At 57.7% G+C, this 22,098-nt stretch carries 26 protein-coding genes; 17 read left to right on the top strand and 9 right to left on the bottom strand.

Translation table 11 applies throughout. The annotated features are described in order from the left end of the window. Positions 1-91 precede the first annotated feature (91 nt). From V6582_RS13145 to V6582_RS13130, 4 genes are all read left to right on the top strand, one after another. Positions 92-886 (top strand): response regulator, encoded by a 795-nt coding sequence (locus tag V6582_RS13145; RefSeq protein WP_156633804.1) that lies wholly within the window; start codon positions 92-94, stop codon positions 884-886. A gap of 177 nt (positions 887-1,063) precedes the next feature. Continuing rightward, positions 1,064-2,059 carry a sensor histidine kinase gene (locus tag V6582_RS13140; protein WP_156633806.1) on the top strand — a complete coding sequence of 332 codons (996 nt, stop codon included), beginning with the start codon at positions 1,064-1,066 and terminating at the stop codon, positions 2,057-2,059. A 362-nt stretch (positions 2,060-2,421) separates the two neighbouring features. Next, entirely contained in the window at positions 2,422-3,489 is a 1,068-nt protein-coding gene (locus V6582_RS13135) for a zinc-binding metallopeptidase family protein (RefSeq protein WP_156633807.1), read from the top strand. 162 nt (positions 3,490-3,651) lie between these two features. After that, positions 3,652-3,966 carry a hypothetical protein gene (locus V6582_RS13130; RefSeq protein ID WP_156633809.1) on the top strand — a complete coding sequence of 105 codons (315 nt, stop codon included), beginning with the start codon at positions 3,652-3,654 and terminating at the stop codon, positions 3,964-3,966. 155 nt (positions 3,967-4,121) lie between these two features. Here V6582_RS13130 and V6582_RS13125 read toward each other — a convergent pair whose 3' ends face one another. After that, complete coding sequence (locus V6582_RS13125; RefSeq protein ID WP_012654256.1) at positions 4,122-4,286, bottom strand: DUF1328 domain-containing protein; 165 nt, start codon at positions 4,284-4,286, stop codon at positions 4,122-4,124. 416 nt (positions 4,287-4,702) lie between these two features. Between V6582_RS13125 and V6582_RS13120 the strand changes: the two genes are divergently transcribed. Both V6582_RS13120 and V6582_RS13115 read left to right on the top strand, forming a co-directional pair. Then, entirely contained in the window at positions 4,703-4,918 is a 216-nt protein-coding gene (locus V6582_RS13120) for a NepR family anti-sigma factor (protein WP_156633811.1), read from the top strand. After that, a complete protein-coding gene (locus V6582_RS13115) occupies positions 4,915-5,481 on the top strand; it encodes an RNA polymerase sigma factor (RefSeq protein WP_012654255.1) in 567 nt (188 codons plus the stop codon). The genes V6582_RS13120 and V6582_RS13115 overlap by 4 nt, the downstream gene beginning before the upstream one ends. Positions 5,482-5,533: 52 nt before the next feature. On the opposite strand, the gene V6582_RS13110 is transcribed toward V6582_RS13115, so the two are convergent. Further along, positions 5,534-5,962 (bottom strand): hypothetical protein, encoded by a 429-nt coding sequence (locus V6582_RS13110; protein ID WP_156633813.1) that lies wholly within the window; start codon positions 5,960-5,962, stop codon positions 5,534-5,536. 256 nt (positions 5,963-6,218) lie between these two features. On the opposite strand from V6582_RS13110, the gene V6582_RS13105 reads away from it, so the two are divergent. Continuing rightward, positions 6,219-6,992, top strand: coding sequence for a Crp/Fnr family transcriptional regulator (locus V6582_RS13105; RefSeq protein ID WP_156633815.1), 774 nt, complete (start codon positions 6,219-6,221; stop codon positions 6,990-6,992). A gap of 200 nt (positions 6,993-7,192) precedes the next feature. Here V6582_RS13105 and V6582_RS13100 read toward each other — a convergent pair whose 3' ends face one another. Beyond that, on the bottom strand, positions 7,193-7,357 hold the full coding sequence (locus V6582_RS13100) for a DUF1328 domain-containing protein (protein WP_041698999.1): 165 nt from the start codon (positions 7,355-7,357) through the stop codon (positions 7,193-7,195). Positions 7,358-7,784: 427 nt separating this feature from the next. On the opposite strand from V6582_RS13100, the gene exbB reads away from it, so the two are divergent. Genes exbB through V6582_RS13085 form a run of 3 tightly spaced genes read left to right on the top strand, consistent with a single transcriptional unit; the run spans position 7,785 to position 10,226 of the window. After that, positions 7,785-8,807 (top strand): tonB-system energizer ExbB, encoded by a 1,023-nt coding sequence (exbB, locus tag V6582_RS13095; protein ID WP_156633817.1) that lies wholly within the window; start codon positions 7,785-7,787, stop codon positions 8,805-8,807. 4 nt (positions 8,808-8,811) lie between these two features. Then, complete coding sequence (gene exbD, locus V6582_RS13090; RefSeq protein ID WP_156633819.1) at positions 8,812-9,279, top strand: TonB system transport protein ExbD; 468 nt, start codon at positions 8,812-8,814, stop codon at positions 9,277-9,279. Then, positions 9,276-10,226 carry an energy transducer TonB gene (locus tag V6582_RS13085; protein WP_156633821.1) on the top strand — a complete coding sequence of 317 codons (951 nt, stop codon included), beginning with the start codon at positions 9,276-9,278 and terminating at the stop codon, positions 10,224-10,226. Before exbD ends, V6582_RS13085 begins: the two co-directional genes overlap by 4 nt. Positions 10,227-10,249: 23 nt before the next feature. On the opposite strand, the gene V6582_RS13080 is transcribed toward V6582_RS13085, so the two are convergent. From V6582_RS13080 to rocF, 4 genes are all read right to left on the bottom strand, one after another. Beyond that, positions 10,250-11,365, bottom strand: a complete 1,116-nt coding sequence (locus V6582_RS13080; RefSeq protein WP_156633886.1) for a glycoside hydrolase family 88/105 protein — start codon at positions 11,363-11,365, stop codon at positions 10,250-10,252. Between the two features lie 166 nt (positions 11,366-11,531). After that, positions 11,532-11,690, bottom strand: coding sequence for a YqaE/Pmp3 family membrane protein (locus tag V6582_RS13075; RefSeq protein WP_156633823.1), 159 nt, complete (start codon positions 11,688-11,690; stop codon positions 11,532-11,534). An 86-nt stretch (positions 11,691-11,776) separates the two neighbouring features. Then, on the bottom strand, positions 11,777-12,832 hold the full coding sequence (locus V6582_RS13070; protein WP_156633825.1) for an ornithine cyclodeaminase: 1,056 nt from the start codon (positions 12,830-12,832) through the stop codon (positions 11,777-11,779). Beyond that, positions 12,832-13,764: an arginase gene (gene rocF / locus V6582_RS13065; protein WP_156633827.1), complete on the bottom strand. Its 933-nt coding sequence runs from the start codon at positions 13,762-13,764 to the stop codon at positions 12,832-12,834. Before rocF ends, V6582_RS13070 begins: the two co-directional genes overlap by 1 nt. 123 nt (positions 13,765-13,887) lie before the next feature. Between rocF and V6582_RS13060 the strand changes: the two genes are divergently transcribed. Both V6582_RS13060 and V6582_RS13055 read left to right on the top strand, forming a co-directional pair. Next, positions 13,888-14,334 (top strand): Lrp/AsnC family transcriptional regulator, encoded by a 447-nt coding sequence (locus V6582_RS13060; RefSeq protein WP_337739370.1) that lies wholly within the window; start codon positions 13,888-13,890, stop codon positions 14,332-14,334. A 41-nt stretch (positions 14,335-14,375) separates the two neighbouring features. Continuing rightward, the gene (locus V6582_RS13055) at positions 14,376-15,143 is read left to right on the top strand and encodes an SDR family NAD(P)-dependent oxidoreductase (RefSeq protein WP_156633831.1); all 768 of its coding nucleotides are present in this window, start codon (positions 14,376-14,378) and stop codon (positions 15,141-15,143) included. Between the two features lie 116 nt (positions 15,144-15,259). Here V6582_RS13055 and V6582_RS13050 read toward each other — a convergent pair whose 3' ends face one another. Both V6582_RS13050 and V6582_RS13045 read right to left on the bottom strand, forming a co-directional pair. Then, complete coding sequence (locus V6582_RS13050; protein ID WP_156633832.1) at positions 15,260-15,691, bottom strand: RbsD/FucU family protein; 432 nt, start codon at positions 15,689-15,691, stop codon at positions 15,260-15,262. Continuing rightward, entirely contained in the window at positions 15,692-16,921 is a 1,230-nt protein-coding gene (locus V6582_RS13045) for an ROK family transcriptional regulator (RefSeq protein WP_156633834.1), read from the bottom strand. 350 nt (positions 16,922-17,271) lie between these two features. Between V6582_RS13045 and V6582_RS13040 the strand changes: the two genes are divergently transcribed. From V6582_RS13040 to V6582_RS13020, 5 genes are all read left to right on the top strand, one after another. After that, on the top strand, positions 17,272-18,297 hold the full coding sequence (locus tag V6582_RS13040; protein WP_070167066.1) for a sugar ABC transporter substrate-binding protein: 1,026 nt from the start codon (positions 17,272-17,274) through the stop codon (positions 18,295-18,297). A gap of 196 nt (positions 18,298-18,493) precedes the next feature. Further along, complete coding sequence (locus V6582_RS13035; protein ID WP_156633836.1) at positions 18,494-19,576, top strand: ABC transporter permease; 1,083 nt, start codon at positions 18,494-18,496, stop codon at positions 19,574-19,576. Continuing rightward, positions 19,576-20,358 carry an ATP-binding cassette domain-containing protein gene (locus tag V6582_RS13030; protein WP_041698633.1) on the top strand — a complete coding sequence of 261 codons (783 nt, stop codon included), beginning with the start codon at positions 19,576-19,578 and terminating at the stop codon, positions 20,356-20,358. Before V6582_RS13035 ends, V6582_RS13030 begins: the two co-directional genes overlap by 1 nt. Beyond that, positions 20,355-20,990, top strand: a complete 636-nt coding sequence (locus tag V6582_RS13025) for a nucleoside triphosphate hydrolase (RefSeq protein WP_156633838.1) — start codon at positions 20,355-20,357, stop codon at positions 20,988-20,990. The genes V6582_RS13030 and V6582_RS13025 overlap by 4 nt, the downstream gene beginning before the upstream one ends. A 210-nt stretch (positions 20,991-21,200) precedes the next feature. Then, on the top strand, positions 21,201-22,028 hold the full coding sequence (locus tag V6582_RS13020; protein WP_156633840.1) for a transporter substrate-binding domain-containing protein: 828 nt from the start codon (positions 21,201-21,203) through the stop codon (positions 22,026-22,028). The last annotated feature ends 70 nt before the right edge of the window (positions 22,029-22,098 follow it).

Raw genomic sequence — 22,098 nt, 5'->3', positions numbered from 1 at the left:
GGCAAATCGCCGGACGAATTTTGGAACTTTTTTTGGATCGCCGCGTTTGCTAGCGAGTTTATGCTGCATTCGTGCAAACTGGAGAAGCTGAATGTCCCTTACCACCCGCGTCGCTGCTCATATTCCTTATTTGAGGCGATATGCCCGAGCTGTCACGGGCTCGCAGACATCGGGCGACGCCTATGTCGCCGCTGTTCTGGAGGCTCTGATCGCCGATCTTTCGGTCTATCCCGAAGCCAGCAGTGATCGGGTTTCGCTTTATAAACTGTTTGTCACGATTTTTGGCTCGACCCATGTCGAAATCCGGCCGATGACCTCGCCTTTTGCCTGGGAAAAACGGGCCGCTTCTAATCTTTTGGCCGTTCCTCCGCGTGAGCGTCACGCTTTCCTGCTGATATCAGTCGAAGGCTTTACCTATGAGGAAGCTGCCGAAGTGCTTGATGTCAGCGACAGCGACTTCCGGGGTCTGTTCAATCAGGCTGCCGTCGAAATTTCCCGTCAGGTGGCGACCGACATCATGATTATCGAAGACGAACCGCTGATCGCGCTCGATATTGAGCAGATGGTGGAAGATCTCGGTCATCGCGTTACAGGCATTGCCCGCACCCACAAGGAAGCCGTGGAGCTTTATGGCCGAACCAACCCGAAAATGGTGCTTGCCGACATCCAGCTTGCCGATGGAAGCTCCGGCATCGACGCCATCAACGATATCCTGAAGGTGGATACCGTGCCAGTGATCTTCATTACCGCCTTCCCGGAACGTTTGCTGACCGGCGAGCGGCCTGAACCGGCGTTTCTCGTCACCAAGCCGTTCAATCCCGATATGGTCAAGGCACTGATCAGCCAGGCACTGTTCTTCAACGAACATGCCAAACAGGATGCCTGACGGCTGGACCATGCGATTTTTGACCGGTTCGGTTTGGCCTCGCAGTCAACGAGGGGATAGCGTCGAAGCACGAGGCGCCGGATAAAACGGGTCGTCATTGCGATGTTGGTGAAACTATGCAGGCGCATGGATGCCGCGCGCCCTTGAAAGAGGGCTACCGCCGCTGGAGAGAAGCACTTGGTAAATCGGTTGACATGGTTCGAACCGCAGCGTGCTGACAGGCCCTTGCGTGAGTTCTTTATCACGGCCTTGCTGGATATTGGCGCAAGTCTGACCCTTCAGGACATGGACGGACGCTATATCTGCATTACATCCCTGCCCCAGCGTTGGCCGCTCGCCCATGGCGAAGAACCCAGTGACGATTCGATTTTCGGACCCGAAATCGGCGCCCAGTTGCGGGAGTTGAAAGCCGGACTGGTCGAAGCGGACCAGGGTGCGGAACTGAGCGTGGAGCCAGGCGACGATACGGTGTTTGAATTTCGCTGCCGAATGATCCGCATCAGCCCGGAAGACGTCTGCATGATGACGATCCTGGTGGACCGGACCGAGGAAAAGCGCCGCGAACGGCTGTTGCGTGCGCTGTTGCGTGAAGTCAGCCATCGGTCAAAAAACCTGCTGGCGATCATTCAAAGCATCGCTTTCCAGACGGCCCGCTATTCCGGGACGCTCGACCAGTTTCTGGGGAAGTTTCGCGGCAGGCTGCATGCGCTGTCGATGTCGCAGGACCTGATTACCGATTCCAGTTGGCGCGGCGCTTATTTCCAGGATCTGGTCCGCCAGCAATTGGAAAAATACGTGCCGGAAACGGCAAATCTCGTTCAGGTCTCCGGTGACAATGTTCTGCTGTCACCCAATGCATCCCTGCATATCGGGCTCGCCCTGCATGAACTGATTGTCAACGCGGTCAGCCACGGCGACTTCATCAGCCAACGCAAGAAAATTGACGTCGCCTGTCATCAGCAATGGACTCGGCATGGCGAGGAAATCAGGGTAACCTGGAACGAGCCAATTGAAACGCTGACCGGCGAGGATCTGGAACGCGCCAGGGGACGGTTCGGCAGCACGGTGCTCGAACGTGTCGTACCCGCCTCCGTCAACGGCCATGTCGTCCACCGGTTCGACAAGGACAGCGTCTATTATGAGCTGACCTTTCCAGTCGAACTGCATGAATAACTGTATTTCATGCTACAGCGCCGTGCGTTTTACAAAACACACAAAGGACGCTGTAACACTTTAAATCGGCTGCATAATTTTCTCCTTAAATCGATTCCGATTTAAGGAGAAAATTATGCAGCAGCATCCCTGACAAGGGAACCTATTCCTCCTGCCAATCTTTTGTAAGCGCGGGCTTTGTGCGTGCGGGCGTTTTTGAATGCGAATGCGTTTACACGCCGCAACACTGCACCCCGCCGCAATATGGCGCATCGGAAACGATGCACGTCCGCTTGCGATACAATTCAAACCTGCTGCATACTCCTGTCGCGACACCATACCGGGTTGCGAGCGATTGTGCAGGAGCGAGCCATGGAGCCCTGATGCGCCTCTTTAATTGTTCCAATTGCAGAAACATGGTGTTCTTCGACAACACCCAATGCTTGTCCTGCCATTCTCTACTGGGTTTTCGCCCATCCGATAACGGGTTTATCGCCATTGATTCCAGCAATGCCGCGTTGATTGATGGCGTGTCGCAGCAGGGCTTTATTCGGCTCTGCGCCAATGCGCGCTATGACGCCTGCAATTGGCTGGTGGAGGACGGTGAGGAATTTTGCCTCGCCTGCCGCCACAATCTGGTTATTCCGGATCTCTCCAGCAGCGATAATCTCGAAAACTGGCGCAAGATCGAGAATGCCAAGCATGTGTTGTTTTATTCGCTCCAGCGTTTCGGCCTGCCATTGGTCACGCGCACCGAAGCGACCCCGGACGGGCTGGCATTCGAGTTCCTGGAAGATGATTCAGCCCGCACCGGCGGGCAGCCCGTCATGACCGGCCATGATTCCGGCCTGATCACCCTGAATATCGCCGAGGGTTCCGATGCGGAGCGTGAAGCAAGGCGCGTGGCCCTGGGCGAACCGTTCCGAACCCTGATCGGGCATTTCCGCCACGAAGTTGGCCATTACTACTGGAATGTGCTGGTGCGCGACGGCAACCAACTGGCGCAATGCCGGGCAATTTTCGGCAATGACGAAGAAGATTATGGTGAAGCCCTGCAACGGCATTATGCCAATGGACCGGTTCCGGGTTGGGAAGGCAGTTTCATCAGCGCCTACGCCGCCAGCCACCCCTGGGAAGATTTCGCCGAAACCTGGGCGCACTACATCCATATTGTCGATGCCTTGGAAACGGCCTATGCGTTTGGCCTGCGCACCCGTCCTATCATCGACGAACAAAACCTGACCGTTAAAGTCGATTTCGACCCCTATAGAGTGGATGGTGTAAGATCCCTGATCGACGCATGGGTTCCGCTGACAGTCGCCGTCAACAGTATCAACCGCAGCATGGGTCAACCGGATCTCTACCCCTTTGTGCTGTCCGCGCCCGTCTTGGTGAAACTGCAATATATCCATGACCTCATTCACGGAGCTACGCACAAAGCCAGCTTCTGAGATCGACTTGCACCGGGGAACCATCGGGTTTCCCGGGTACTTGCAGCTGATCATTGTGATATTTTAGCCACAGCATGCCCATGTTGCCCTTCTTCCGCCAGTCCCATCAGGAACAAGCGAATAGCCGGGCCGTTACCCTTTTGAAGGGTAAGGAGATTGGCCATGATGAGCTTTGCGGCAATAATGGTGATTGTTGCTTGTCATCCCGAACGAACGGATTGCATAGACCGGCCTGTCGCAGTGATCGACTATGCCGATGCGACCCTGTGCCGAGCAGATCTACCGGCGAAATTGCGTCGTCTGGAAGGCTATGCCCTGAAGATGTATGGGGATTGTATTCCCGTCGCCCCAGGCCTGCTGGCAGGAAAAACACGTATTCGCTCAATCATGGGCGTGGGCGAACTGCAAGCGCTGAAAAGCCAGGGTGGCTCCCAAAAACAGGTTCAGGCTGTGGCCTTGGACAATAACCGCTTCTGAATTTTTCCAGATATCCATAAGACCCTGGACACCCAAAGGCATAGCGAGAAGGCCTTGTGAGGTTTTTCACGCTCGTTTTGCTTTCCGTTCCGGTCAGCAAACGCAACAGGGCCCGGCGATGGCCGGGCCCTGTCGTTATGACCAGTTCGCAGATGTCAGGCGCGCCTGAACAGACGGCTCACCAGCGAAATCAGGAAGAGCACGATGAAGACAAAGAACAGGATCTTTGCAATACCGGCCGAAGCGCCAGCAATACCACCAAAACCCAATGCGGCGGCGATAAGAGCGACGACGAGAAAGACGAGAGAATAATAAAGCATGGATCTGGACTCCGTTAACAACTGATTTAGAAACGAAAAGCTGGGGCTAAAGTTCCACCCGCCTCGTCAAGACGTCACTTTTTGTCGCAAACCCGCCAGCGACAAACTGGAAGCTCTGGAAAATTTTTGCCCGCCTCAAGCGCAGCACAACGTCTGGCTCCAGAGATTACCGTCTGCCACAGCCGGCAATTGAGGATTGTTATCATTTCACCTTAATTTGATGAAATGCTATCACTCGACATCTTGTGCGCGATATGCGACATTTCAATTTAACGCGTTATAATTTCAGTATAATTTCCTCCTCACCTCATGTCTGACGCCAGAGATAACACGGAGAAAAAATATGCGGGGAGAAGCGGAACCTTCTCAGATATGGTCCGTTAAGCCTGACATTAAAATCAACCGTCAGAGACATCATGAACAACCAGCATAATCATCGTGACGCAGGAGAGGATGGAACCGAGGGAATCCCGGCTGAAGCACACGGCACGATCAGCAGCAAGCTCCGGAAATTCTACGATTCCGTCCAGGAGGAAGGGATTCCGGACCGTTTCATGGACTTGCTTGAGCGTCTGGATGCCGCCGAACAAAATGCAGGGAAACAGTGCGACAGGAAGGACACTGCTCGATGACCCTTGAAAAGCAATCGGATGATCGCGGCTTCAAGAGAGATATGCTGGCTGCCCTGCCCAATCTACGCGCGTTTGCCGTGTCGCTGGCCGGACGGCACCACGTGGCGGATGACCTTGTCCAGGATACGATCATGAAAGCCTGGGCAAAGCAGGATCACTTCGAACCGGGCACCAATATGAAAGCCTGGCTGTTCACCATTCTGCGCAATGAATTCTATTCGCAAATGCGCAAGCGCGGTCGTGAGGTCTCCGACCCCGACGGCATTTTCACCTCACAGCTTGCCGTTCATCCTCAGCAATACGGTTCGCTGGACCTTCAAGACTTCAAAAAGGCGCTTGATCAACTGCCGAGCGACCAGCGCGAAGCCATCATTCTGGTAGGGGCTTCCGGTTTCGCCTATGAGGAAGCGGCGGAAATTTGCGGGTGCGCTGTTGGCACCATCAAGAGCCGGATCAACCGGGCACGAAACCGCCTGCAGGAAATTCTCGGCGTGAGCGGTGAAGGCGATTTCGGACCCGACGCCCATGACGCTGCGGTGACGAAACGCGCATTCGCGGTATAATGACATCTCCCGGTCGGCGCGCAGGTCGCCCCGACCGGGAGAGATTTGCTTGTCATCTGTGCGGCCCCTGATCGGCGCCACTCCCCTCGATCTTTGTCTCTAAACCAGCGCCCATCGGATCTCGATTAGTCGCTGCTTCGAATACCGCAGCCAGGAGCCGCTGCTCGTCAAACGGCTTCGTCAGGAGTGCAAAGCCAGGTTCTGGCTGGCTAAACCCCGGCACCTCGTCGAAGGAGGTCAAAAACACCACCCCGGCATGATGATTCCGAATAAGATCGAACCGCGTACGGTTATGCTCCGCCGTAATGGTCGCATCGATCAGCACCACATCATAGCGGGCTTCGCTCAATCTCAATGGCATATCGCGAGGGAGACAGACGGTGATCTTGCCGCCTGCCACTTCCGTGAGCAAGACCTCGATCTCGATCGCGATCAAGGCCTGCTTTTCAGCAACCAGTACATGCAGCGGTTTTTCAGTCATTGATTAACCTTTTTGCTTAAAAGCCCTTATCGACGCTGCACCGCTCCGGGTCATTTAAAAAAGACATGTCACCCGTCATCAATCAGGAACATTTGTTCCTCCTGATACTTTACTGAAAAGATAAGCGAATAATACGCAGAGCAATCGAAAATGGCTCTTTTCAAACATCTCAAGCCACTGGCGTGTTTGAGATATTTTAAATTCCTGTCAGTTGCGTATGCGTGAGCAATTTCGAGACTTGCTATAAGGAGACGGAATGCCAGAGGAACCGGCAAGACATGGAGATCGGCTCAAGAACGGAATTCACACGGCCTGTCTGGTCTGCCCCATTCGCCTCAACGACCATTTCCGCGAATTTACACCCGGCGAACTCGAATTCGTCCGTGCGTTCCGAAAGGGTGAATTTCATGCTGACGCGGGGACGACAATCCTTGTTGAAGGCAGCCATAGCGCCCATCTCTACACAACCCTGACCGGCTGGGGTTTTCGCTATAAAATCCTCGAGGATGGTCGTCGGCAGATTCTGAATTACGTGGTTCCGGGCGACATGATCGGTTTGCAGGGCGCGGTTTTTGATGAAATGGCCCATTCCGTCGAAGCGCTGACACCCATGCGGCTCTGTGTGTTCGAGCGAGAACGGCTTTTTTCCCTCTTTGAAAAACATCCAGGCCTTGGCTACGACCTGACCTGGATTGCTTCACGCGAAGAAAGCATGCTGGACGATCATCTGATCAGCATCGGCCGGCGCACCGCCGTGGAGCGAGCCGCCTATCTGCTTGCTTTCCTGGATGATCGCGGCCGGGTGGCTGGGCTTATCGACGCGGAAAAACCCTATTTGCCAATCACCCAGGTGCATGTTGCCGATACGCTCGGCCTTTCGATCGTTCACACCAACAAGACATTGAAAAAGCTGACCGCCCGTGGCCTAATCCGCTGGCTGGACCGTGGATGTGAGATCCTTGACAGCGCCGGTCTTCAAGATGCTGCAAACTGGACGCCCGACGGCATGATGCGCCGTCCTTTTATCTGATCGGTGTTTTTTCTGACAACTGACTTTTGTCCGAGATCAAACGATATAATACCAATCTTCCCTCATAACAAAGAAGCCGAAGTCCGCCAGCTGGAGACCCGGCGGACTTCGGCTTCGCCCGCCTTGGGGGGCAAGGAGCGGGCAGCTTCTCCTGCGCCAAATGACGCAAGATAAAGCGCACCTATCTTAACACTCGTATTTTATGCGACGATGACAATGCCGCTGACCAAGGCGATAATGAAGATCACCAACACGATAAAGATCAGGATTTTCGCAATACCGGCAGAAGCCCCGGCCACGCCCCGAAAGCCGAGAAGGCTGGCGACGGCGGCAATCAGCAGAAAAATCAAAATCCAGTGCAGCATGACAGGCTCCTTGAAAGAATTATCGGCAGGAGAACGGCAAGCGACTGAAAATGTTCCTTCATTGGCAATGATCGACACCCGGCAGGGGCAATTTCCCATGGTCTTCGCAGGCAAAATCCGCCATGCACCACGCTCGCTGATCGGGAAAACCGGAAGCCACTTTTCCCTGGCAAGCGCGAGAGACTGCCCGCTTCATTCTGAACCAGGCAGTCTCTCTGATCTTCTGTTGGAGCTTGCCTGATCGGGAAAACCGGAAGCCACTTTTCCCTGGCAAGCTCGGGGGCAAGCTCTGGGAAAATGCATCCTTGGCAAGATTATACTTGAAAACATAACTCAACTTTAATATCGACAAACAATTAAAGGCACTGCCCCGCCATGCGCAGGACATGCCTGCACCGGCAATGGATTTTGATCGGAAGGTTGTTTGATGGCGTATCGTCGCTCCTCTTCGCTCGCTCGCGTGAGCATGACCGTGGTTATTGGCTCGGGTCTGCTGATAACCGGCACGCTGATGAGCTCAGCCACCGCCTTCGCCCAGCAAGGGACGGCACCCGCTCAAACCACAAGCAAACCGGCCCCAGCCACGCCTGCCCAAACACCGGCACAAGAGACACCTGCGGCACCTGCCAATTTGGCAGCCCCATCAGCGGGCACCGCCACACCAGCTCCGTCAGCCTCCCCCACCGAAGGCGTCGCCGTGGAGGCTCCCGCCGCAGTGCAGCGCTCCGACATTCCCCACGACCTTTCCCCTGTTGGCATGTTCATGGCCGCCGACTGGGTGGTGAAGTCAGTGATGATTGCCCTTGGCCTGGCCTCGGTCGCAACCTGGACCATCCTCCTTGTCAAAACCCTTCAGCTCTCCGGCTCAAAGGCCAGGGTGCGGCGCGGTCTGGCTGTGTTGCAGGACGCGCGCTCCCTCTCGCAGGCGGCGGGCGCATTGCAGAAGCGGCGCGGCACCGTGCCGGACATGCTGCTGATCGCTGCACGCGAGTTGAAACTGTCAGAGCCTGCGCTCGATTATGCCGGCAATGACGGCGTCAAGGAACGGGTAAGCTCGGCCCTGTCGCGGATCGAATCGCGCGCCGGACGCCGCATGACCGCCGGAACCGGCATTCTCGCCACCATCGGCTCCATCGGCCCCTTTGTTGGTCTGTTCGGTACCGTCTGGGGCATCATGAATTCCTTCATTGGCATTTCGCAATCACAGACCACCAATCTTGCCGTCGTCGCGCCTGGTATTGCCGAGGCGCTGCTGGCCACCGCGATCGGTCTGGTTGCCGCCATTCCCGCCGTAGTAATCTATAACGTGTTTGCCCGCGCGGTGACCGGCTATCGCCAGCAATTGCTGGATGCGGCAACGGCGGTGGAACGGCTGGTCAGCCGGGATCTCGATTTCCGCAAGGTGCCGGCCGATGTGCGCGCCGCGCGCCTCAAGGTGGTAACGGAGTAATCCGATGGCTGGAGGTATCCGCGAAAATTCCGGCGACGATCTGGTTGAAAACCACGAGATCAACGTCACGCCTTTCATCGATGTCATGCTGGTTCTGCTGATCATTTTCATGGTGGCCGCGCCGCTGGCGACTGTCGATGTCAATGTCGACCTCCCCGCTTCCAGCGCCACACCGGCCAAACGGCCGGACGAACCGGTCTATCTCACCCTGAAACAGGATCTCAGCCTGGCGCTTGGCAATAACACGGTCAGCCGCGACAGGCTGCCGACCGTGCTGGACCAGGTCTCCAAGGGCAATAAAGACACGCGGATTTTCCTGCGCGCCGATAAGAATGTCGGCTACGGCGAATTCATGACGGTGATGAACCTGCTGCGCGACGCAGGTTATCTGAAGATCGCCCTGGTTGGGGTGGAAACATTGCCGCAGGCGACCAGCATTACGCCGCCCGCAGAGGATACCAACGGCCAATGAGCAGGCAAGCGGACCCGACAGGGCGGCGCAGTTCCGCCCTCGATTGGTTGCTCTGGTGTACAGCCGGAACCCTGGTGTTTGCCGCCCATGCCGGTGCCGTGGTGCTAATGCTGCAAGAGCCGGAAGAGCCGTTGGCCGGTGCCCCGCCTGCCGCCATCATGATTGAGCTGGCTCCCGAACCGGTCGCTGCCAAGGTCGAGGAAAACCAGGTCACGCCCGATCAGCAGGATGCCGAAGAGGTAAAATCCGAGGCGGTGGAGAAACCGCCGCAGCCGGTCGAGCCGCCACCCGTGCCACAGCCGCCCGAGGTGCAGCCACCGGAGCCGACACCGCCTGAAAAAGTCGAGGAAACGCCACCACCGCCACCCGACGTTGCGGAAGTGCAGCCCGAACCACCGCCGGAGCCGGAGCCCAAGCCGGTTGAAGAACCGACGGTCGAAGAACAGGTGAGCAAGGAACTGGAAAATGTGGAAGTGCCGCTGCCGGTAACTCGTCCGATGCAAAAGCCGGTGGAGAGCGCAGACACGACACCGGTTAAAAAGAAGCAACCGAAAGCCGCCCCGCAACCCTTAGCCCAGAAAGCCCAGCGCGAGGCCAAGGCAGAGGTGACGCAATCGGATAGGACGGCGGCCTCCAACACCAGTTCCGGCCTGTTTTCATCGAGCGTCAGCCCGCAAAACTGGCAGGCACGGCTGGCTTCCTATCTTGAACGACGCAAGCGCTATCCAAGCGAAGCCCGCGCCAACAAGGAGGAAGGCACGGTTTACGCCCGCTTCCAGATCGATGACAGAGGCAATGTTCTCTCGGTGTCGATTTCCCGCTCTTCAGGGTTTCCGAATCTGGATCAGGCAACGGTCGATGCCATAAAACGTGCCTCGCCAGTGCCCGCACCGCCACCAGGTGTGAGCAAGACGATTACGGTGCCGTTCCGCTTCAATCTCAAATAACAACCGGAAAAAGGCATCTCCCGTCAGACCAATGCGGGAGATGCGGAGTGTGTCGCACAGCGCAGACGCTCTGCTTCAGCCATCATCAATGGGCCAACACCTTTGATGTCGTCGTCGTTCAACGCCTCGGACAGGTAATAGGCGGGCGTGCCATCCCGGTAGACGCCGCCAAACCCGCCCAATCCGGCCACACAACAAATCTGCTTCATCACCATCCGGCCAGAGGCGTTGGGACCAAGTGCATGGCGGTGAAGACTTGCCAATGCCTCCGCGCCAAGCTCCGCCTTTGCTCCCGCAATTCCGAGCCGGGCTGCCTTCAGAGAGGCATAGGCGAACATCGCCGTGGCAGAGCTTTCAGGATAATTGCCGGCAAGATCGGGCTGATCGATGACCTGCAACCAGCGGCCATCCCCGGTGCGCAAGTGTGAAAGCCGGGTCAGAAGTCCGCCAAGCTTTTCGGCCAGCATCGACTTATCCGCCCCCTCTGGCACCAGGCCGTAGAGATCGACCATTGCCATCGCCAGCCAGCCAATCGCCCGCGCCCAATGGGCGGGCGACAGGCCGGTTTGTGGATCGGCCCAGGCTTGCAGCCGTTCCTCATCATAGCCGTGGCGATAAAGTCCGCTCACACCATCCGAGGTCAGGTCGAGCGTGACCAGCAATTCCTCCAGCGCATCGCGGACCATAGACTCCTCGCCAGCCAGCTTGCCGTATTCGGCCTTGAAGGCGAGACCCATATAGAGCCCGTCCAGCCAGACCTGATGGGGATAGCGCAGCTTGTGCCAATAGGGACCGGCACCGAGACGCGGATGGCTTTGCAATTGTCGGGCAAGCCGGTCCGCCGCAATCCGGTACCGATTGTTATCAGTCGTTTTCAGCAGGAAAATCAACGCCCGGCCCGGCAGGATATTGTCGATATTATACTCGGTCAGCACGTAATCACGCATCTGGCCCTGATCATCCAACTGGTCATCGACCAGCCGCTTCAGATGCGCCGACCATCTGGTATCACCCGTCGCCTCGTGAAGGGCGATCAGCCCGGCATAGAGACAACCGTCCTCATAGCACCAGCTGCCGCCCTTATAAGGCTGATAATCACGGGCATAGGCGTCGAAATACTCGACCAGATCGACAGTCATACGGCAGGCCTCCCAAGCGATACGGGCGCCAATCCTCCAACCGGCACCACGGGCGGCCAAGTTCATCCGGCTTGGCGTCATTGTCAATCGCCATGACCGCCCGCCGATAATCATTAATACCAAGGGTCATTTCAATGACCCTTGGTAAAGGCGTCAATTCAGGAGATTACCGGCGCAAGATCACCCAGATGGCATGGATGATGCCGGGGATATAGCCGCACAATGTCAGAAGAATATTCAGCCAGAATTGTAGGCCAATGCCAACCTGGAGAAAAACGCCGACCGGGGGCAGAATGATAGCAAATAAAATGCGAACGATGTCCATGATTGATCCTTTGCAAAACTCAGTTCCATTCAGAAATGGGGAGCGAGGCAAAAGGGTCCATACCGACAATCATGAAATTTTGGTCATCAACCGGTGGAAGTCCCGGCGCGCAACACCATCCCATAGAGATCGCGAGGCTCATCGGGGTCGGCCAGCAGATCCAGTTCGGTGAAAAGCCCGGTCTCGGCCAGCTTGCTGCGCACATAGCGCAGAGCCGAAAAATCCTCGATGGCAAAGCCGACCGAATCGAACAGAGTGATCTGGCGCGAATCGCTGCGTCCTGAAGCAATGCCGGTCATCACCTGCCACAGTTCGGTGACGGGATGGTCAGGCGGCATTTGCTGGATCTCCCCCTCGATGCGGGTCTGGGGTGGGTATTCAACAAAAATTTCGGCACGGGTGAGGATATCGCGGTGCAATTCGGTCTTGCCGGGGCAATCGCCGCCAACCGCGTTGATATGAACACCGGGGCCGACCATGTTGTCGGTGAGAATCGTGGCGCATTGCTTGTCGGCGGTGACAGTGGTGATGATATCGGCGCCCTCGACCGCCTCTTGCGAGGAATGGCACAGCGTTATCGCCAATCCGCTTGCTTGAAGATTGCGCAGGCATTTGTCGCTGGCGCTGCGGTCGATATCATAGAGCCGCAGATGCGTGATGCCACAGATTGCTTTGAAGGCCAGCGCCTGAAACTCGGCTTGCGCGCCATTGCCGATCACCGCCATGCAGCGGGAATCGGGCCGGGCCAGGTATTTTGCCGCCACAGCCGAGGTCGCCGCTGTGCGCAATGCCGTGAGAATGGTCATTTCCGACAGCAGCATCGGATAGCCATTGCCGACATCCGACAACACGCCGAAGGCCGTCACCGTCTGGCGGCCCTGGCGCATGTTCTTCGGATGGCCGTTGACGTATTTGAAGCCGTAGAGCGTGCCATCGCTGGTCGGCATCAATTCGATCACCCCGTCGCTGGAATGGGAGGCGATGCGCGGCGTCTTGTCGAAGATCTCCCAGCGGCGAAAATCCTCCTCGATCACCGCGGCGAGTTCGGTCAGGAAGATCTCGACCCCGATCCGCAGCACAAGTTTCATCATATGATCGACGCTGACGAAGGGGACGATATTCAGATTGGCAATAGCACTCATCAAACGCTCCCGGCATAGTCGCGTGTCGGACGGTCCATGACCTGCCGTCCCATCAGGCTGGCGGTCAGATCCGCCATCAGGATTGCGGTGCGGCCCCGCTCGTCCAGGAAAGGGTTGAGTTCGACCAGATCGAGGCTGGAAACCAGGCCGCTGTCATGCAGCATTTCCATCACCAGATGCGCCTCGCGGAAGGTAGCACCACCAGGCACCGTGGTGCCAACGGCGGGCGCAATCATCGGATCGAGAAAATCCACATCGAAACTGACATGCAGCAAGCCATTCGCGGCCCGAACCTTGTCCAGAAAGGCCCGCAACAGCACGGCAACGCCATGCTCGTCGATCATCCGCATGTCATGCACGGTGATGCCGGTCCGGCGCAAAGCGGCCCGTTCGGCTGGATCGACGCTGCGAATGCCGATCATTGCCACATGGGCCGGATCGACCGCTTCGGCGAGTTCAGGAAAATAACCGGTAAAACCGGACTGACCGGTGAAATAAGCGACCGGCGTACCATGCAGATTGCCGCTTTCCGTGGTCTCCAGCGTATGGAAATCGGTATGGGCATCCAGCCAGAGCACGAAAAGCGGACGGCCTTGTTCCGCCGCCCGCCGCGCCAGTCCCGGCACCGTGCCAGCCGAAAGCGCGTGGTCACCACCGAGAAATATCGGCATGGCATCCGCACTTTCGCGGTAGGCGACCTCGGACAAGGTCTCGATCCAGGCCACGGTTTCCGGCAGGTGATGCACAGCCGGATTGGGATGATTGAGGGTCTTGAAGGCGGCGGGCGCGACATTGCCGAGATCGGTAACGCGATGGCCAAGCTCTTCCAGCATCGGGCCGAGCCCGGCAATGCGCAGCGCGCTCGGTCCCATTTCACAGCCCAGACGGCCCGCACCGATCTGCAAGGGAACTCCGATCAATCTGCACTCCATACGTCTCTCCTGTTGTTAGCGACATTCAACCATCAGAAACTGGCGATTTGAACGATATAGATTGGCAATAATGTCCATATGGCTTATCGTTATGGCAGTTTTATTGCTCAAAGTGAGAAGACGGTGGACGATCTCGATGAACGGCTGGTAACGCTTCTGCGCCATAACGGCCGGCGCAGCATTTCCGATCTGGCGCTGGAAACCGGCACCTCGCGCGCCACGGTGCGGGCGCGGCTGGAACGGCTGGAGCGTGATGGCACCATTCTCGGCTATACCGTGATCCTGCGGGCCGATACGGTCGATCTGGGTGTGCGCGGCATCATGATGATCGAAATCCAGGGCCATGTCACTGACAAGGTGATCCGGGCGCTGAGCGGTTTTCCCGAGATTTCCGCCGTGCATTCCACCAATGGGCGCTGGGACCTGATCGTCGAGCTGGGCGCGACAACCCTGACGGATTTCGACAGTGTCTTGCGCCGTGTAAGGCTGGTTCCCGGTATTACCAATAGCGAAACCAGCCTCATTCTCTCGACGCCGCGCTCAACCCGGGCAAGCCTGTCGAAGCCGTGAGCACGACAATATCATCCACATAACAACAAGGACGGGAACGCATGACAGACAGACTGAAGGGGAAAATCGCCATCATTTCCGGTGGCGCAACCGGCATGGGTGGAGCAGCCTCGCGGCTATTTGCAGCGGAAGGTGCTGCCGTCGCCATCATCGACCGCAATGGCGAGGAAGCCGAACGGACGGTCAAGGATATTCGCGATTCTGGCGGCACGGCCGATTTCTGGGTGGCCGATGTCTCGGAGGAAGACGCCGTTCAGGCTGCAGTCAAGGGTGTCGAGGACCGGTTCGGGGCCGTCACCGTATTGTTCAATCACGCCGGTACCATCGTCATCAAACCATTCCTGGAAACCACACTGAAAGAATGGGACTGGCTGCATGCGGTCAATGTCCGCTCGATGTTCCTGATGACCAGAGCCGTATTGCCCGGCATGATTGCCGCAGGCGGCGGCTCCATCGTCTGCACCTCCTCGATATCAGCCGTGGCTGCGACGCCGATGGAAGTGCTCTATGACACCACCAAGGGCGCGGTCCACATGTTTGCCCGCGCCATCGGCGTGGAATTTCGCGACCGGAACATTCGCTGCAACGCTGTCTGCCCCGGCTTTATCCGCACGCCGCATGGATTGCGGGAATTGACCGACCTGCAAGCCCTGGGCGTCGATGTCTCGGATGCCGCCATCATCGCCCAGCAGGGTCGCATCGGCGAACCGGAAGACGTGGCCCGCGCAGCACTTTATCTGGCCAGCGACGAATCTCACTTCGTCAATGGTATCCATCTGTTCGTGGACAACGGCTTTACTGCGATCTGAACATGAAAAAGGCCGTGCAGGACGTCCCGCACGGCCTCACCTACCTCAAAACCTCATCCAGGGCATCTCGCCCCTTGCAGCCGCAGGTCCGCCAATGCGACTAACACAATCAGAGGTTATTGTGGATATATCACGCCCTTCTTAAGAATGACATTGGCATAAAGGCGGGGTTCGCCAGTTTGCACAACTGTATGTGCCGCCTTGACGCGGGGATAGAAATCCGGTCCCAGCAAAGGCACTACCGGCTGTTTCGGCTCATGGGCGGCGCAGCAGGCGATGATTTCTTCATGGACCGGGTCAAGTGCATCGCGATCCTTGCCGACGGTAGAGCGGAAAATCGCTTCCGGCACGAAATCGTCGATCGGCAGAACGGAGAGAATGGCATCCAGCACCGGAATAAGACCGTGCCCATCCAGCCGCACCAGCCGCCTTGCATGTTCCAGACCGGGATAATTGCCATCGACAATGGCGATTTCATCACCATGCCCCATGGCCCGCAGGGTGGCCAGCAATTCGGGATTGAGGATGGGGTTGAGACCCTTCAGCATTTACAATAACTCCTTGAACAACACGTTCTGATCCAAAAGATAACGGGAAAACAGCGGCAGGCTGGCACCGCCAACCGACCGTGCCTGGTGGCCCACGGCGCCTTCGACGATCTCGGGCATCAATACACCCTGGAGGTCGAGATCACGCGCCGCTTCCTGTATGGCCACGACAAGACGCTGGCGCACCCATTGCGGAAAACCGCCATCGATAACGGCAGCGGAAAAGTCGATGATCGATGCCGCCGCCACAATCGCCTGGGCCAGCGCTGCGGCGGTATCGCGGATCCAGATCTCCAGCGGCTCGCCATAGTCCACCCAGTCGCTCGGCGAATACCATAGGGACTGGCTATCCTGTCCATAGTCGCGCAGCAGATTTTCCAATACGAAAATCGAAGCGATCTTCAAAAGCTGGACGGTTTTGCCATCGCGCCTTTGCACCGGCAACGGCCCAACCGCGCCAGCTGTGCCGGTGCGCCCGGAAAACAGCGAGGAATTCAGCACGATGCCGCCGCCCACGAAGGAGCCGAGGAAGAAATAGACGAAATCCGGATAGTGCGGCCCAACCCCGAACACCAGTTCGGCAGCACAGGCGCTGGTCGCATCGTTCTGGATGAAGACCGGATAACCGATCCGGGCCGCGACATCGGCTTTCAGGTCGGTATCGCGCCAGACATCCATTTCCTCTGATGGCGCGCCGGTCTCTTCCGCCCAGCTCCACAATTCGAACGGGGCTGCGATGCCCACACCGGCAATTCGGGCCCGCTCTGTGACAGAAAGTCTGCCCTCGATATCGGAAATGCCGCCGACGATGAAATCCAGTAAGAGGCCGGGCATCGGATAAGGATAGGTGCGACGCACCTCATGGCGGATCGTTCCAACGAAATCCATCAGCACCAGATTGGCACTGCGTCTTCCGATCTTGACCCCGAACGAATAGACCGCATCCGGATTGAGCCGCATCGGCACCGAAGGCTGGCCGACACGCCCACGCACCGGCTCACCGCGCACCAGCAGCTTTTCGCGCTCCAGCACCCGCATGATCACCGTCACCGTCTGGGCCGAGAGACCGCTGCGCCGGGCAATTTCCGCCTTGGACAGGCTGCCGTGCCGGCGCACCAGCGACATGACCAGCCGCTCGTTATAGGCGCGCACGCCGACCTGATTGGCGCCGCCACTCGTCTCGAGGGCAGCGGGCGGCATGGCCAGCCCCGCATTCATTCCCTCTGTCATCGATCATCCTCCCATCCCGTCCAACCCGGCCAGAAAGCCGCGTGCGACAGGAATTTCCAGGCCCCGAGCTCCGCCGGATCGGCATTTCGCCATCCTGGCCCGGCAACCAATTCTGCTGAGCATCCTACTCCGTATCAGCCCGGCACAGGCTCCTCCCGCCCTGCCAAGACCGGGCCAAGCATGCCACAGTGGATTAATAATTCAACTCGATTTATTTATTGACAGCGATTTGGAATAGTGTTTTCTTGAGGCAGGAAGCATGGGGGGCCAACACGGGAGAGGTGATGGACCATGCGAACCGGACGGCCCCTTGAGAGGGTGCGTTTATCTTTGTCCTTGGGAGGATCCATATGAAGACCAATTTGATCGGCGCCACGCTTGGCGCCCTGGCTCTTGGCGTTGTCTTTTCGACAGGCGCGCAAGCCGCTGACGTGTCAGCCTGCCTGATCACCAAAACCGATACCAATCCCTTCTTCGTCAAGATGAAGGAAGGCGCATCCGCCAAGGCCAAGGAACTGGGCGTTACGCTGAAGTCCTATGCCGGCAAGATCGACGGCGACAGCGAAAGCCAGGTTGCAGCGATCGAAACCTGCATTGCCGATGGCGCAAAGGGTATCCTGCTGACCGCCTCCGACACCAAGGGCATCGTGCCTGCCGTCAAGGAAGCCCGTGACGCTGGCCTTCTGGTTATTGCCCTCGACACGCCGCTCGACCCGGTTAATGCTGCCGATGCGACCTTCGCAACCGACAACCTGCTGGCTGGCAAGCTGATCGGCCAATGGGCTGCCGCAACGCTCGGCGACAAGGCCAAGGACGCCAAGGTTGCCTTCCTTGACCTGACGCCTGCCCAGCCTTCCGTCGACGTCATGCGTGACCAGGGCTTCATGATCGGCTTCGGCATAGACCCGAAGGACCCGAACAAGATCGGCGACGAAACCGATCCGCGCATCGTTGGCCACGACATCACCAACGGCAATGAAGAAGGCGGCCGTACGGCCATGGAAAACCTTCTCCAGAAAAACCCGAATATCAACGTCGTCCACACGATCAACGAGCCAGCCGCTGCCGGTGCCTACGAAGCCCTCAAGGCCGTTGGCAAGCAGAAGGACGTGCTGATCGTATCGGTTGACGGCGGCTGCCCTGGCGTGAAAAACGTCAAGGAAGGCGTGATCGGCGCAACCTCGCAGCAATATCCGCTGATGATGGCTGCACTCGGCATCGAAGCAATCAAGAAGTTCGCCGACACCGGCACCAAGCCACAGCCTACCGCTGGCAAGGACTTCTTCGACACCGGTGTTTCGCTGGTCACCGACAAGCCGGCTAAGGGCGTTCCGTCGATCGACGTCGCCGAAGGCCTGAAGAAGTGCTGGGGCTGATCGGCTCCTGAAAATTCGCAACGGAAGGGCGGCTCAGGCCGCCCTTCTGGTAAGCGGCTTCCGCAACCAAGGACAATAGTGAAATCCTTAGGTTGAATGAAGAATATCTACAATGCCGCAGGCGGCCGTCGGCAATTGGTGCCACGGACCAGCCCGGCCCCCACACCTTGACAAGAGGTCAACGGGAGGAAAACCGATGAGCGAGCCAAAAGCCGCCACCAAACCTCATCTTGAATACGAAAACGTCCTGTCGGGCAGTTCGACCTCGGTCGCGCAGTTCGATACCAACGACAAGACGCCGTTGCAGAAGTTTCAGCACTTCCTGCACTCCAGTCCGGCTGCCGTGCCGTTGATCGTACTCATCCTGTCGCTGATCGCTTTCGGCGTCATTCTGGGTGGCAAATTCTTTTCGCCCTTTGCCCTGACGCTGATTTTGCAGCAGGTTGCCATTACCGGCATTATCGGTGCAGCGCAGACGCTGGTCATCCTCACCGCCGGTATCGATCTGTCGGTGGGCGCCATCATGGTGTTGTCGTCGGTGGTCATGGGGCAATTTGCCGTTCACTATGGCGTGCCTGGCCCGATTGCCGTGCTGTGCGGCTTTGTTGTCGGTGGCATTTGCGGTTTCATCAACGGTGTTCTGGTGGCCCGCGTCAAGCTGCCCCCCTTCATCGTTACGCTCGGCATGTGGCAGATCGTTCTGGCGGCCAACTTCCTGTATTCGTCGAATGAAACGATCCGGTCGCAGGATCTGGTCACCAATGCGCCCATCCTGCAATATTTTGGCCAAAGCTTTAAATTGGGCGGCGCCGTCCTGACCTATGGGGTGATTGCACTCGCCCTTCTGGTCGCCGTGCTCTGGTATGTCTTGAACAACACCGCCTGGGGCCGCCATCTCTATGCGGTCGGCGACGATCCCGATGCAGCGGAATTGTCTGGTGTCAATGTCAAGCGCATGCTGATTTCCGTCTACACGCTTGCCGGCCTGATCTGTGCGTTGGGTGGTTGGGCGATGATTGGCCGTATCGGCTCGGTTTCGCCAACGGCTGGCCAGTTTGCCAATATCGAATCCATCACCGCAGTGGTCATTGGCGGCATGTCGCTGTTTGGTGGCCGCGGTTCCATCATGGGCATGCTGTTTGGCGCGTTGATCGTCGGCGTGTTCCAGCTTGGCCTGCGCATGGCCGGCACCGACCCGCAATGGACCTATATGCTGATTGGCGTGCTGATCATTGCCGCCGTCGCAATTGACCAATGGATCAGAAAGGTAGCTGGCTAATGGCACAAGAACCCATTCTCACCGCCCGTGGTCTCGTCAAGCGTTATGGCCGTGTAACCGCCCTCGACAACGCCGATTTTGATCTTTATCCGGGTGAAATCCTTGCGGTCATTGGTGACAACGGTGCGGGTAAATCCTCGTTGATCAAGGCTATTTCCGGCGCCGTGACACCGGATGAAGGCGAGATCAAGCTCGAAGGCAAGACCATCAACTTCCGTTCGCCGATTGATGCCCGTAAGGCTGGCATTGAAACCGTGTATCAGAACCTTGCCCTGTCTCCGGCGCTGTCTATTGCCGACAACATGTTCCTGGGCCGCGAAATGCGCAAACCCGGCATCATGGGCAGCCTGTTTCGCGCTCTCGACAAGCCTGCCATGGACAAGTTCGCCCGTGAAAAGCTCTCCGAGCTGGGCTTGATGACCATCCAGAACATCAACCAGGCTGTGGAAACCCTCTCGGGTGGCCAGCGGCAGGGTGTGGCCGTGGCACGCGCTGCGGCTTTCGGTTCGAAAGTGGTCATTCTCGACGAACCGACGGCGGCACTCGGCGTCAAGGAAAGCCGCCGCGTGCTGGAGCTGATCCAGGACGTGCGCTCGCGCGGCATGCCGATCGTTTTGATCTCGCACAATATGCCGCATGTGTTCGAAGTGGCCGACCGCATCCATATCCATCGGCTTGGCAAGCGCCTCTGCGTGATCAATCCGAAGGATTACACCATGTCGGATGCCGTGGCCTTCATGACCGGGGCCAAGGAAGCGCCAGCGGAAGCGATTGCCGCATGACGGTTTCCGTCTCCTCGCTGACAGATGATATAATCCGGCTGGCCCAAGAGGCCAGCCGTTTCATGATCGCCGTTGCCGGCCCCCCAGGCGCCGGGAAGTCTACTCTTTCGGAAGCCTTGCGCGAGGCGCTGATTAAGCGCGGCGAAACCGCGGAAATCCTGCCGATGGACGGGTTTCACATGGACAATGGCATTCTGGAACAGCGCGGCCTGCTCAAGCGCAAGGGCGCACCGGAAACCTTCGACGTGCGCGGCTTTCTCGACATCGTCACGGCGGTAAAGGCCGGTGACGAGGAGGTTCTCGTACCGGTCTTTGACCGCGACCGCGAACTGGCGATTGCCTCGGCCCGACCGATTGCGCCGGAAACCCGCTTCATCCTGGTCGAGGGCAATTACCTGCTTCTCGATCGTGTGCCCTGGACCCGCCTGCAAAGCTGCTTCGACCTAACCGTCTTCGTCGGCCCACCGCTGGAGGTGCTGGAACAGCGCCTGCGTGACCGTTGGGTTCATTACGGACTGGACGAGGCCGCAATCGCCTGGAAATTGAACGGCAACGACCTGCCGAATGGCCGATTGGTGATCGAAGCGTCCCGGCCCGCTGATATCAGTGTTGATATCGTCGCCATAGCGTGAAACAATATATGTCCTGGACACAGTCTGGTACAATTCTCGACTCCAGCCAAAGACCTGCTTAGAAAATAAGCACGCTCATTTTCCGCACAATGTCATTGACAGCAGCCCCCTTCCCCGCTCTATTTGTATAGTCAAATAGCCGAGAAACGGCTGAGGGGAATATCGCCCGCATTTAAATTCCGCGGGCTGTGGGCAACTGGAGAAATCGCGATGCAGAAAAGACTATTGCTCAAGGCGGCGCTTGGGGCTGCCCTGTTGTTTGGCGCAAGCCTTTCGGCCCATGCCGAGGATGCACTGACGAAAATCAAGGCCGCAGGCACCTTGAAAGTCGGAACGGAAACCGCCTTTGCGCCCTTCGACTTCATCGATGCTGGCGATCACGTCGGCCTCAATGTCGATCTGTTTGCGGAAATCGGCAAGGAACTGGGCGTGAAGATCGAGTGGATCGCGCTCCCCTGGGATGGCGTTCTGCCCGGCCTTGAAGCTGGCAAGTTCGATATTGTCGCTGGCCCCGCCACCATCACCAAGGCTCGCATGGAGCGCTATCGCTTCACCGCACCGATTGCCGAAGCCACAGTTGCCATCCTGAAAAAGGCTGGCGACAAGACCATCACCAAACCTGAAGATCTGGCAGGCAAATCCGTTGGCGTTGGCAAGGCGACTGCTCAACTGGCCCAACTCCAGGAGTTTTCGGCCACCTTGCCGAAAAAAATCGAAGTGCGCGAATATGTCTCCTTCAACGATGCCTATGCCGACATGGCGGCAGGCCGCGTCGTGGCGGTTGCCAATTCGCTCCCCAATATCGCCTTCGTCGCCAAGCAGCGTAACGGCGCCTTCGAAGTCGTGCTGCCGCCCTTCGGCAAGAAGAGCTATTTCGGCTTTATCGGCACCAAAGATGCCGACCACGCCAGCCTGATCGACGCCGTCGATGCCGCACTCATCAAGATCAAGAGTGATGGCCGCATGGCGAAATTGCAGGAAAAGTGGTTTGGCACCAAGTTTGATACGCCTGACAGCGTGAAAGACCCGGCGTTTTGAGGTGAGCTATCCTGAGGCAATGCCTTTGGAGCAGCATATAATCTCTTGATATGCCGCCTACCCCCCTCTG

Origin of the sequence: Agrobacterium vitis (genome assembly GCF_037039395.1) — a bacterium.
GTDB classification, from domain to species: Bacteria; Pseudomonadota; Alphaproteobacteria; order Rhizobiales; family Rhizobiaceae; genus Allorhizobium; species Allorhizobium vitis_E.
Note: the sequence above shows the minus strand (reverse complement) of the source record. Positions and strands in the feature narration are given on the sequence as shown.